Genomic DNA, 11,976 nt, shown 5'->3' on the forward strand with positions numbered 1-11,976 from the left:
CCTCCGTCTTTGACCCGTACCTCTCTCTCGCTTCATCTTCATACTAGATCACGTACTCTTGCTTTGCGATAGATCACACGAAACGCGATGAATAGAGTGACCGCCGCTAGCGCCAGCCCGATCCACATAATTGGAGAAGCGAGCTGATCTTCAATCGCTGCCTTCATCACCATACTGCTAGCATGCTTGTTAATCACAATTCCAAGGATCGCAAGTCCGAGTAACAGCACGGTGCTAACGATACTCCAGAACAGGTATGTCTTTTGACGAACTGCATATTCCATATAGACATAAAGTGAAGTAAGGATCAGCCCCAGTGAAATCCAGCTAATCGCATAGGTCAGATAAGCAGTAATACTCATACCTGGAATCGTACGCGCTCCGACAAAATAGATGAGTCCGAAAAATAAAATGCTGTTGTATAGGAGCATAATGCCCATAACCTGCAATCGACTGCCCAGCACCGCTGAAAAGGGAATTGGTAAGCTACGGAAGTAAATCATCTGTTTCCGATACGTATCTTCCTTCATCAATCGGAAGGAACGACGGGAGTAATCGATACTCAGAAGCGGTGATGTGACGAGCATCAGAATATCTAACAACCCATAATTTAGAATTTCGTTTTGATTGGTGTAATACAAAAATCCAACAATCACACCCATGTACACCATCATAATCGTCGACCAGATAAACATGACACTATTCGATTGTAGTTCCCGCTTGGTTATGAGCCATCCCTGTTTGAAATCAAACATACGTACACCCTCTCTGTTATGAATAACAAGTTTATCGTTAGATTACTTTGCTCGTATGTTGTGTGTGTATAGTGTATATATCGTTATACACAGTATATACACAGTATGCACACTGCGGCAATATCTTTTTTGAATATTATTGGAATGAATTTGAAATTCAATTGCTCACTGTATCGCTTCATTGTAGACAGGACAAGGGTTGGGTCACTGATCGAACATGATCTATAAACAGAAAAAAAGTCCTCTGGCAAATTCGCCAAAGGACATATTTTCATACTCATCATATTTTAAAATGTTACATACAATTATCAAAATCATCATTCTCATAAGCATCAGCCAGCATAACCGATGCGTTCGTTATCTTCGTATGGTCAGGACACGGACGAATTAATTTTGTGCATTTCGTCCTCTACGAGAAGCGTGAGTTCTTCTTCGTATCCACCAGTAATATGATACTTACGCACATATTCCTTTACGAATTTTTTTGGATCCTTAGGCCGGAAGATTCTTGTCATCTCCCGTAGACTTTCCTTGACTTCATTGTGACCTTTAGTTGCCATGGAATTCCCTCCCCAAAACGTGCCTTGTTTGTGAGTCGCCGAAAAGATCCTTAGCTGTGTCTTATAGTATGAAGTTATCTGTCTGTAGTGTGATCTTCTTAGCACGTGCCAACAGGCATTTATCTCAAAAATTACCCCTGGCTCATGCATGTGAATCAGTCCGGCTGTAGCTCCTATCTTGTTATACAAGGCCGATATTGCCCTTCATATTGCTGCAATTGTCTTGCGTTAGGGCGCCTCTCTGGCGTGCTGACCCGGTCAAGAATGCTGCTATGTTATCAGCACTTATCTAAGCACCATCTTTCCCTATCATATCACATTCCAAACGCGAAAAGCACACTCAGTTTGTAAATTGAGCAATTTGGCAATGCTTCCTGAATCGATGGCACACCCGGCACCGTTCCCAAGCATCAAAAAGCGGGTAATAGACGTTATAATGAGAGCCCTCATTGCGTGCTCTGTATCGTATATGACTCGGATCTTCCACTCAGCTTGATCGGAGCAAAACTGGACAACGCCTATAAAGGAGCTTTACTATAAGGTACTTAGCTATTCTCTTATCTAAGATTATGTATAGTTGTTAAGTGAAGCTGCATGAGATGAAGCAATTCCGGTAAGAACTACATCGAAATCGGTCACAAACATCGGAAAGCGATTATAATAGAGCTGTACGAATCAGTAACCCCTTTCTAAACGAATATAAACGAATCCCAGGGTATGCCTGTGGCTACCTATGCAGTGACACCAAGCGGTGCAGGCTTCAACGAGCGACCTCGTAGCATAAGGCATCGAAGCCAAATCATTTGACCAGGAGAGGACATCCGTATGCAATCTAACTCTTGTGTTCTGATCTTGTATGCAAGCTATGGCGATGGCCATCTTCAGGCAGCGCGATCACTACAGGAAAGTCTGTTATCGCAAGGGATCAAGCGTGTGCTATTACTTGATCTGATGGCTGAGGCACATCCGTTTATTAATGATCTGACTCGTTTTGTATATATGCAAAGCTTCAAAACGATCCCGCATCTGTACGGCTGGGTGTATCATATAACGCGCAATATGAAGGCGGAATCGCCCTTTTCTAACTGGCTTCACTCCTTTGGCATTCGCCGCTTGCGCGAGGTACTAGAGCAGGAGCGTCCACAGCTCATTGTGCATACCTTCCCGCAGCTTGCGCTTCCGCATCTCAAGACGCGCTGGGGCTTAACGGTGCCGCTCATTAATATTTTAACCGATTATGATCTGCATGGACGCTGGCTCCATCCGCATATCGATCATTATTATGTTCCTTCTCAGGCGATGCGCAGCGAAGCGATTCAGCGTGGCGTAGCTCCAGCTCATATTACTGTGACAGGTATTCCGCTGCATAGTAGCTTTGAGGCGATTCCAGTAGAGGCGGAGGCGCGCTTACATAAACGCAAGCAATTGCGGCTGGAAGCAGGGCTAGATCCCGATAAAAAGACGGTGCTGCTGCTTGCTGGAGCGTACGGCGTACTGAAAAATGTACGCGATGTGAGTGAGGTGGTCGCCCAGCGTGAGGATGCTCAGCTCGTGATCATCTGTGGTAAAAATGAACCGCTACGCCGTGATCTGGAAAAGCGCTATGGTAGCCTGGACAATGTACAGGTGCATGGCTTCACACGCCGCATGAGCGAGTGGATGCTATTAAGCGACTGTGCGGTGACGAAGCCAGGTGGCATTACCGTATCGGAATGTATCCGCTGTGGACTGCCTGTATTCCTGCTTCGCCCGGTACCCGGACAGGAGCTAGCGAATGCACTCTATCTACAGCAGCAGGGCATCGCCGAGGTATGCCAATCGCCTGCACTGCTCGCTCACGCGCTGAGCGATATGCTGGATCAGCCGCAGCGTTTGGACATGATGCGACAGCAGATGGAACAGCTACAAATGCCAGATGCCGCCGCACGTATCGCTGGCGATCTGGTCACACGCTATATGAAGCAGACCACGCTGGGAACGAAGCTGGCGCCGATTCCTGTTTTACAGGGGAATGCACGTACTGCGAATGTAGAGCAGTAACGGGAAGAGACATGGTATCAGGCATACAACTTCCATTTCAGAAATGTTAACGGAATACATCATACAAACAGGCGGCGTGAATGCTCGGATTCGATCGAGCATTCACGCCGCCTGTTGCTGTACATCCACTAGATTATTCCCTTAGATCATTCCCTAATCGATAAACTGTACCTGTCCGCCCTCCAAGCCAGCGATCCGCACGAGCGATTCCAGACGATAGCCTTCATCGGTCAGCAGCTTGGCTCCTGGCTGGAAGGACTTTTCGATCACGATCCCGATTCCTGCCACCTCCGCGCCTGCCTGCTGCACGATACGAGCCAGCGCAAATGCAGCCTCACCGTTAGCCAGAAAGTCATCAATAACAAGCACACGGTCCCCGGGATGAATAAACTTTTTGGAGACGGTAATATCATTACTTTGCTGCTTCGTATAGGAATAGGCTGTTTCCACGAAAATATCCTCGGTCAATGTGAGCGACTTTTGTTTACGGGCAAAAATAAGTGGAACGCCAATCTCCAGCGCGGTCATAATGCCCGGAGCGATGCCGGACGATTCGATCGTTAGCACGCGTGTCACACCTGCCTCAGCAAAGCGTGTGCGGAACTCACGTCCGATCTCCTGCATGAGCACCGGGTCCATCTGGTGATTCAGAAACGAGTCGACTTTAAGCACATTACCAGGAAGCACGATGCCCTCAGCGATTACTTTGTTGCGTAATAATTCCATATTATTGTAGCTCCTTTGGCATAGATTGATTGAACAGGCATAGCTGCAAATATGCACGATCTTGAGGTGCTAAAAGGTACCCCTACTATACTCGATTTGGGCTATTCCTGAACAGTGAATATCCTGCTCGGCTGCTCCATATTATTGGATTAACACAAATTTGTTACAGTTTTTTCCCAATTTCAATTTAATTTTACGTTAAACTAACCGATATAGATGTAGATTGTTCAAGTTCATGTAGCCATTATTCGTATAAAATTAGAACATCGTAGCCATTACTTCACGTATTTCCAGAATGTGAGGATTCTCCAAACAGGCTTTACATAAAATAGCCAAGCCGGTTTTGCATGAACATGGAGTATAATTTTTATGAAATATTTTAATTATTTCGATATTTTTGTTTATTTATAAAAAATAAGACTTATATGTTCATAAATAGCATATAAGGAAATTGCATCTATTTTTGCGAATCAGATGCCAAGTGGGAAATGCATGCACATCGTGCTATAATTTATTTACTGTCTGCGGCTTTTTTCCTATTTCTTGATTGCTGGGTCGCATACATTATTGCTTCACTAGGAGGTCTTTGTATTGTTTGCCCAACGCCTCAAACAACTTCGCAAACGACGAAATATGTCGATGAAGGAAGTCGCGGATTATGTCGGAGTAGCCAAAAGTACGTATGCGGGCTACGAATCAGGCTATCGTCAGCCTACCCTGGAAACGATCCAAGCGATTGCTACCAAGCTCAGCACCACTTCCGATTATTTGCTTGGTTTAACAGAGCAGTATGATCCTACCCCACAGAACACCAATGCCCGGGAATTTTTGAATTATGCCCATCTACACTGGGATGGCGTGCCTCTTGAGGATGAAGATCTACAGTTGATTCGGCAATTGTTGGAGCGTGTTGTGCGAGATCGTGCGCACTCGGAGGAAGAACACCATTAATCATATTCCTATCCTCACGTCTGGAAATACAACTGTCGCAACGTCTAGTTTTTCCTTTCTTTTATCCGAGCCCTGTGTGTTCTGTCCAGAGCGCTGCTCGGAACCCTTTAAAGTAGCTTATACCGTACAACGTATTGTAACGACTTGATGAAGCCGGCTTCACCGCTCAGATGAAGTCGGTTTTGTGCTGTCTTTTTCCGTGCATGCTATGTATGTCTATGTCCTGAGACATGGTTCATATGCTAGCGATAGACTGGTTCTTATGGCGCATATCCGTCTTTTATCTATTCATACATAGCTGAAATAGCTTGTCTGAGGCTATACCGCCTATGCTTATCTCTCATATAACAATACAGAAATAAAAAACAACGTAAAAAAGCCACCGACGTGTATACATACAAGCGTCGGCAGCTTTTCAGCATGGTTTGTGAGCGCTATACTTATCAAAATAACGTCTGCCTCCACCCCACTATAACGGTGGAATGGAGGCAAACAGAAATTTACAAATAATGGTTCAAATTTGGGTTATTGGGCTACTATAACATTATCACGAAGCAATGCTGGGCGACCCATCGAATGGTAATCAAAGCGTGTAGCCTTGATGCGATCGGCGCTGTACACATTTCGTCCATCGATCAGTACTGGATTACTCATCACGGCTTCCACCTCTGCCAGATCGATATGAACAAATTCGCCCCACTCGGTCAGCAGGCAGATCGCATCGCAGTCACGCGCTGCTTCCAGTGCGCTGGATGCGTAGCTGATCGCAGGATGATTATACTCACGACGGAAGTTGTCCGCAGCTACAGGGTCAAATACCTGTGGCAGAGCGCCAAACTCAACCAGCTTCGGTACGATCTCCAGTGATGGTGCTTCGCGCACATCGTCTGTATCGGGTTTGAAGGCAAGACCCCATACCGCAATCTTCTTATCCTTCAGTGTACCCAGTGAATCGAGCAGCTTGTCGATCACTGCCCAGCGCTGAGATTGGTTCACTTCAACAACCGATTTGAGAAGCTTGAAGTCGTACTCTACGTTACCAGCAATCTGGATCAGTGCATGGGTATCTTTCGGGAAGCAAGAGCCGCCGTAGCCGATCCCTGCGTTCAGGAACGATGCACCGATGCGACGATCCATTCCCATGCCGCGTGCAACCTGATCCACATCCGCGCCTACTTTGTCGCAGATATTAGCAATTTCGTTGATGAACGAAATTTTGGTTGCGAGGAAGGCATTGGATGCGTACTTGATCATCTCTGCACTGCGGATGTCGGTAACGACCAGATTTTCAGTGAGTGGCTTGTGCAGCTCCAGCAGCAGGTCTGCGGCTTGCTGGGATTCGACACCGATAACGAGGCGATCCGGATTGAATGCATCCTTAACCGCGGAGCCTTCGCGCAGGAATTCTGGCATCGATGCGGTATCGAATGGCTGATCGGTCAGGCTAGCAATGATGCTGTTCACACGCTCATTCGTACCTACAGGTACGGTACTTTTAACAGCAACAACGGTATAGCCATCAATCGAAAGTGCAATCTCACGTGCAGCCGCTTCGATGTATTGCAGATCAGCTTCACCGGATGGAAGCGGCGGTGTACCTACCGCGATGATGATCAGATCGGATTCCGGTACGGAACCGCTCAGGTCGGTTGTGAAGGACAGTCGTCCTGCTTCAACGTTACGCAGCATGATTTCCTGTAGACCTGGCTCATAGATCGGCACGCCGCCCTTGTTCAGCGTTTCGATTTTTGCCGGGATTTTATCTACACAGGTAACTGTATTACCGATCTCTGCAAAACATACGCCGGACACCAGACCCACATATCCTGTACCAATAACCGTAATTTTCATTATCCACACTCCCATTTCCGATTTAGTTTGACGTTGTCGCCATTATTTAAAGGGGCATTCATATTTGGCTGTTGTAAATATCCCTTTTTCATTGCACTTCGTGTTAGAAGTTCGCTAACGAGGTATAGATATTTTGCTATCGCAAAAATCTTTTTCTCATTTCACCTCGTGTTAGAAGTTCACTAACACTTAAATGACTGGGAAAACTCTATTCATGGTTCATGCATATCAACCGATATAGTTTGTATAGCCTGTCTCTAGGACGATATCGCTCATTCTCACTAGCTTGCTTCTGGGTGGAATGAATGCCATACAGCGATGGATCAGGCAACCTACCTTATCTATATGTGGAGGCTGATTATGATGAAATATCAGGGAAATCCGTCATTTGCCAAAGGCTGTCTCTGGGGTACTGCATTGTCTCTGCTGCTATGGGCAGCCATTTTCACCGTTGCTATCGCGTTGCGCTGAATGAACGCCTGGACTGACATTAAGCCTGCTGTGAGCGATCGTTCAGACGCTCACATGCTGAAGCAGATTACTAATATAGCGAGTAATGTCGGCTAGCACACGACTGCCTGACCTACCGCTGGAAGGTAACGGCTCTGCTCCTGCTGCATGCACATTGAGATCCAACCGATTCAGATCGAGCTGGCTAATCTGCTCCCAGGACATCAGCTGCATGGGATGATCCACCGGAATGGCATCCAGTGTATGTCGATCCTCGTAAAATCGTCTGCGATTCAGCAGCAGTAACGGCTTGTTCAGCACAACCGCTTCGCCGATCGTCCCCCAACCGGGCTTGGTAATGACCAGATCGGCAGCGGCTACATAATTTTGTGATTCGCTGTAATCGGGCGGAATCCGATAAATATGCTCTCGCTCCACCATCATATTCGAGGACACGATAAAGCTGACATTTTCGCTGTCCCAGATCGGTAGTGCCTGTAATTCCTCCACCTCGATACTCATACCGAGTGCAAAAAATACGATGCGTCGTCCATCTCTCGCCAGCCTGTGCCGAATCCGTCTTACCTCAGCGGCATCCGGCTGGCGACAGAAGAAGCCGGTATGGATACGATCCTTGCAGCCCCACGCTGGCTCTGCACAGCCTGCCAGACCGATAAAATGATCCATCTGTGCATAAGCAGAACGCAGTTCATTCAGCTCCTGCGGCTCTAACATATCCTGATAGGCGGTATACCAGGTAAAATTCGATATGCCCAGTGATTCGATACCAGCACGGGCAGCAGCCACGATCGGAATCGGCGAAATATCGCTAATTACCAGCTGGGCACCGATACGCAGTAGAAACTCACCCTCCTGCTCCACTTTTTCACCAAACAACGACATATCCTGCCTGTATTGCTTTCTCAGCCCTTCAATATCGGCTGCAATCGAATCATGCTGCAACACATAGCCGGTATCCGAATACATCGTTCGGAATTCTAGCTGATGGTTCCCTTGAAAGGGCTGCAACGATTCGTATAGAAAGCCCAGCGCCTTGCCACAGTTGATCACCAGATGTAGCGGTACGGGACTGTCCGCTAGCAATTGCCGAATGACCGCAATACTGCGAGCCGCATGGCCGTATCCATAATCGGATACGTAATACGCGATGACTGTTAGATCTTCATGCAGTTCTGTGCGATGTCTTCCCATGAATGGAACAGCTCCACCAGTCTATTTTCGCGTTCAAACATTCCCGTTTGTACGACGATAAACTCCATCTCGCTTCGTGCCTTCAGACTGTGCATCGCCTTGACCGGGATATGCAGTACGTTCCCTGCACTCACCTGCATCATATTGCCGTTCAGAACGAATTCGCCTTCACCCTTTACAATCGTCCATACCTCTTCACGCTCGGTATGGGAGCGATAGCTCAGGTTATGCTCCTGCTTCAGACCGATTCGCTTCGTCGATACGCAACGTCCATCCTCGTACGTCTGATCATCCAGCACATGCACCCAGCCCCATTGACGCTCTTCAAACATCGGACCCTGATCAAAATTCACCAGTTCCTTCAGCTTCGGACTGCTTGCTTTGTCAGACACGAGAATACCGTCCGGGCTTACTGCAACGACTACATCCTTCATGCCCAGCACCGTTACCGGAACCTTCGTTTCGTTCACCAGATGCGTATTTTCGCAGTCTTCACTGATGATGCCGCGTCCGATCTGTGTATTGCTCATTTCCTCGGTCAATGTGTTCCATGTACCAAGGTCTTTCCAGTAGCCGGTATACGGTACAGCGACGATATTCGCTGCCTTCTCGACAACCTCATAGTCAAAGCTGATCTTAGGCAGCTTGCTATAGTTCATCAGCAGCTGCTCGTAATGGATTGGCAGACCTTTTTGCTCCAGCAGGTTGATGATATAACCGAGACGGAAGGCGAATACGCCACAGTTCCACAGTGCCTTCTCAGCGATCAACTGCTCTGCATAGGCTTCGGTCGGCTTTTCCTGAAAACGACTAACCTGACGAATGCCTGTTACTGTCGTTTCACCGGAAGGAATAATATAACCGTATTTGGAAGACGGATACGTCGGCTCTACACCGATCAGTGCCAGATCAGCCTGCGATTCTTCAATCGCATCCTCCAGACTGCGTACCGTCTCGAAAAAGTGATTGTCTACATAAGGATCAACGGGCAAAATCGTAACGACCTCATCCAGGCTGACCCCCTTGATGGAATACAGATAGGTTGCCGCCAGTGCAATGGCGGGAAACGTATCCCTTCTGTCCGGCTCTACGATCAGCGGTACGTCCGCACCGACCTGACTGCGCATAATCTCAACCTGAGATTTGCCTGTTGCGATGTAGCTCGACTCGCTCAGTCCGCTAGCATCTAGCTGGTTCCACACCCGCTGTACCATCGAGACCAGTTCGCCCTGCTCATTTTCCAGCACTCTCAAAAATTGCTTGGATCTCGCATCATTGGACAGAGGCCACAGACGCTTTCCTGAACCTCCGGATAAAAGGATAAGTTTCACTCCAATCCCTCCTATGTTTTCTGTAGTTTGGGTATTCCGTTTATGCGAAATGAACGTATGTCGACGTCCAGTCCCTGTTCCAGTTACCTTGATTCAGGCAGCATGCTTGGGGATGAAGACGGTGTAACCATCGATAGCAATAGCTGTCGGTATTTCTCCAGCGATACATCGCGGCGTAAGTACTTTTCCAGATAGTCGCGGCCATTTTGACCGACACGCTGTAGCTCAAAGGCATCCAGCTCGTACAGCTCGCGAATGCGGCTGGCTACATCGTCATACTGCTGTGGCTCGGCAACCTTGCCGCAATAGCTCTCCACGATCAGACGATGTGCTTCACTGCCTTCCTCCAGCACGCCCATCACCGGCTTGCCGGCTGCCATAACGCCGTAGATTTTACTCGGCACAGACACACCCTTGATGCCCTTCTGGTTCACGACCAGATGCACATCGGCGGCATTAAGTGAGTACTTGAGGTCTTCTTTGGGCTGGAACGGTAGGAAGCATACCTGACCGGATTCGATCAAGCCGTGCTTGGCAGCGTACTCCTGCATCTTGCTCTTCATCGCACCTTCACCGATAAAGGCAAACACCAGATCCTTGCAATCCTTCAGCTTCGGTACAATCGAGATCAGGTTTTCCAGATCGTAATACAGACCGAGATTACCGGAGTACATCACAACGAATTTATTTTCCCAGCCATGCTGACGTATAAATGCTGATACACGCGGATGATCCTTCGCCAGCGGTACAATCTCCTGCTCGTTCGTCCAGTTGTTGATGACCGTATTGGCAATCTGCTTCCGTCCACCAAAGCGGCGATCCAGCGTCTCCTGCATATCCTTACCGACCGTGATCACATGGTCAGATAAGGAACAGTTGATATTGTCGATCATACGAGCGATGTTAAAGATCCATTTGCGATCGGTATAGCCAACTGCCTCCGCTTGCTCCGGATTGAAATCCTGAATGTTATAAATATGCTTGGAGCGCTTGAGCAGCTTGCCGATTGTACCGATTAGTCCACCGAGTACCGGCGGTGTTGAGATCGTATAGATAAAGTCCGTGTTCTTTTCTTTGAGCAGCTGATAGGTCGCGAACCAGAAATACGTGGAAATGTACTTGATTCGGCTCAGCTTGTTCTGCTTGTCGACCTCAGGGAGACGGATACGCACAACCTCGATATTTTCCAATCGATCACGCAGTACGCGTCCCTTGCCTGCGTCTGTACCGCCATACCCTGGCGGGCATTCAGCGATGACAGTAATGTCGAAATCGTGCTGTAGGTATAGACATAGCTCCGTCAGCAACTGTCCGGTTGAAGCATAATCGGGATAAAAATAGTTGATGACGAACACGATTTTCGGCTTGTCTTTCATAACGGTATCCCTCCTTTGCATCCAATGTTGAGCTTATTTCACGATGTGTACAGCAGGCTTTGGTTCCTCCTCGGGAAAGCGATGTTTGAAAAAGGCTGCCGGGAAACCGATATGCACCTCATTGCGCGGAATATCCTTCACAACCGTACTGCGAGCGCCCGCAACGCCAAGTTCATGGATCGTAATACCCGGATAAACGAATACGTCACTGGCTACCCATGCTCCATCCTTGATCACGATTGGCTTCGTAATCAGTCCGAAGGTCGGGTCACTTAATTTATGACTGCCGGTGCACAGGTACGTATTTTGCGAAATGACACACTGGCTACCGATAATAATCTCATCCAGACTGTAAAACTCGACATCGTCACCAATCCAGGAATGCTCTCCAATGGTCACTTTCCATGGATAGGTGAATTTGGCTGAGGCACGAACTCGCACACCTGGTGCAAGCTTTGCTCCAAATAGATTGAGCAGGAATCGTCTCCAGCCGTACATATTATGCAGCGAGAAACGGAACAGCGTTCCCTGAACGAACCACCAGATCAGGCAATACCAGCCTGGCTTGCCGCGTGAATATTCCGCCTGACTGTACTGATCGAGCCGGATTTGCGTCATCTCCGTTCTCCTCCTTGTTAGTTAAGCTTCGCTTCATCATCTCCATGAAGATGATCTGTCATGAGTTGTAGCTCATCCTTATCATGAGATTATGAGCGACTACATG

The 11,976-nt window shown here is 47.8% G+C and carries 10 protein-coding genes; 2 read left to right on the plus strand and 8 right to left on the minus strand.

From position 1 onward, the window contains the following. Positions 1-38 precede the first annotated feature (38 nt). Positions 39-755 (minus strand): hypothetical protein, encoded by a 717-nt coding sequence (locus tag IEX62_RS11885; protein ID WP_188775744.1) that lies wholly within the window; start codon positions 753-755, stop codon positions 39-41. A gap of 371 nt (positions 756-1,126) precedes the next feature. Next, entirely contained in the window at positions 1,127-1,315 is a 189-nt protein-coding gene (locus IEX62_RS11890) for a hypothetical protein (protein WP_188775745.1), read from the minus strand. Positions 1,316-2,140: 825 nt separating this feature from the next. Between IEX62_RS11890 and IEX62_RS11895 the strand changes: the two genes are divergently transcribed. Then, positions 2,141-3,355 carry an MGDG synthase family glycosyltransferase gene (locus IEX62_RS11895; RefSeq protein WP_188775746.1) on the plus strand — a complete coding sequence of 405 codons (1,215 nt, stop codon included), beginning with the start codon at positions 2,141-2,143 and terminating at the stop codon, positions 3,353-3,355. Positions 3,356-3,508: 153 nt separating this feature from the next. Here the strand turns inward: IEX62_RS11895 and IEX62_RS11900 are convergent, their stop codons facing one another. Continuing rightward, positions 3,509-4,081 (minus strand): xanthine phosphoribosyltransferase, encoded by a 573-nt coding sequence (locus IEX62_RS11900; RefSeq protein ID WP_188775747.1) that lies wholly within the window; start codon positions 4,079-4,081, stop codon positions 3,509-3,511. A gap of 591 nt (positions 4,082-4,672) precedes the next feature. On the opposite strand from IEX62_RS11900, the gene IEX62_RS11905 reads away from it, so the two are divergent. Further along, positions 4,673-5,032: a helix-turn-helix domain-containing protein gene (locus IEX62_RS11905; RefSeq protein ID WP_188775748.1), complete on the plus strand. Its 360-nt coding sequence runs from the start codon at positions 4,673-4,675 to the stop codon at positions 5,030-5,032. 525 nt (positions 5,033-5,557) lie between these two features. Here IEX62_RS11905 and IEX62_RS11910 read toward each other — a convergent pair. The 5 genes from IEX62_RS11910 to IEX62_RS11930 form a co-directional block, all read right to left on the minus strand. Continuing rightward, complete coding sequence (locus IEX62_RS11910) at positions 5,558-6,883, minus strand: UDP-glucose dehydrogenase family protein (RefSeq protein WP_188775749.1); 1,326 nt, start codon at positions 6,881-6,883, stop codon at positions 5,558-5,560. Positions 6,884-7,396: 513 nt separating this feature from the next. After that, a complete protein-coding gene (locus tag IEX62_RS11915) occupies positions 7,397-8,545 on the minus strand; it encodes a glycosyltransferase family protein (RefSeq protein ID WP_188775750.1) in 1,149 nt (382 codons plus the stop codon). Further along, complete coding sequence (locus IEX62_RS11920) at positions 8,509-9,876, minus strand: sugar phosphate nucleotidyltransferase (RefSeq protein ID WP_188775751.1); 1,368 nt, start codon at positions 9,874-9,876, stop codon at positions 8,509-8,511. The genes IEX62_RS11915 and IEX62_RS11920 overlap by 37 nt, the downstream gene beginning before the upstream one ends. Before the next feature lie 83 nt (positions 9,877-9,959). Further along, positions 9,960-11,252 carry a glycosyltransferase family 4 protein gene (locus tag IEX62_RS11925; RefSeq protein ID WP_188775752.1) on the minus strand — a complete coding sequence of 431 codons (1,293 nt, stop codon included), beginning with the start codon at positions 11,250-11,252 and terminating at the stop codon, positions 9,960-9,962. Positions 11,253-11,285: 33 nt separating this feature from the next. Next, positions 11,286-11,870, minus strand: coding sequence for a WcaF family extracellular polysaccharide biosynthesis acetyltransferase (locus IEX62_RS11930; RefSeq protein WP_188775753.1), 585 nt, complete (start codon positions 11,868-11,870; stop codon positions 11,286-11,288). Between the last annotated feature and the right edge of the window lie 106 nt (positions 11,871-11,976).

The organism is Paenibacillus hunanensis (assembly GCF_014645615.1).
GTDB lineage: Bacteria > Bacillota > Bacilli > Paenibacillales > Paenibacillaceae > Saccharibacillus > Saccharibacillus hunanensis.

Bases quoted from the DNA above. Each gene is read 5' to 3' on its own strand.
- IEX62_RS11885 (WP_188775744.1), bottom strand. From the start codon at position 755: ATGTTTGATTTCAAACAGGGATGGCTCATAACCAAGCGGGAACTACAA.
- IEX62_RS11890 (WP_188775745.1), bottom strand. From the start codon at position 1,315: ATGGCAACTAAAGGTCACAATGAAGTCAAGGAAAGTCTACGGGAGATG.
- IEX62_RS11895 (WP_188775746.1), top strand. From the start codon at position 2,141: ATGCAATCTAACTCTTGTGTTCTGATCTTGTATGCAAGCTATGGCGAT.
- IEX62_RS11900 (WP_188775747.1), bottom strand. From the start codon at position 4,081: ATGGAATTATTACGCAACAAAGTAATCGCTGAGGGCATCGTGCTTCCT.
- IEX62_RS11910 (WP_188775749.1), bottom strand. From the start codon at position 6,883: ATGAAAATTACGGTTATTGGTACAGGATATGTGGGTCTGGTGTCCGGC.
- IEX62_RS11915 (WP_188775750.1), bottom strand. From the start codon at position 8,545: ATGGGAAGACATCGCACAGAACTGCATGAAGATCTAACAGTCATCGCG.
- IEX62_RS11925 (WP_188775752.1), bottom strand. From the start codon at position 11,252: ATGAAAGACAAGCCGAAAATCGTGTTCGTCATCAACTATTTTTATCCC.
- IEX62_RS11930 (WP_188775753.1), bottom strand. From the start codon at position 11,870: ATGACGCAAATCCGGCTCGATCAGTACAGTCAGGCGGAATATTCACGC.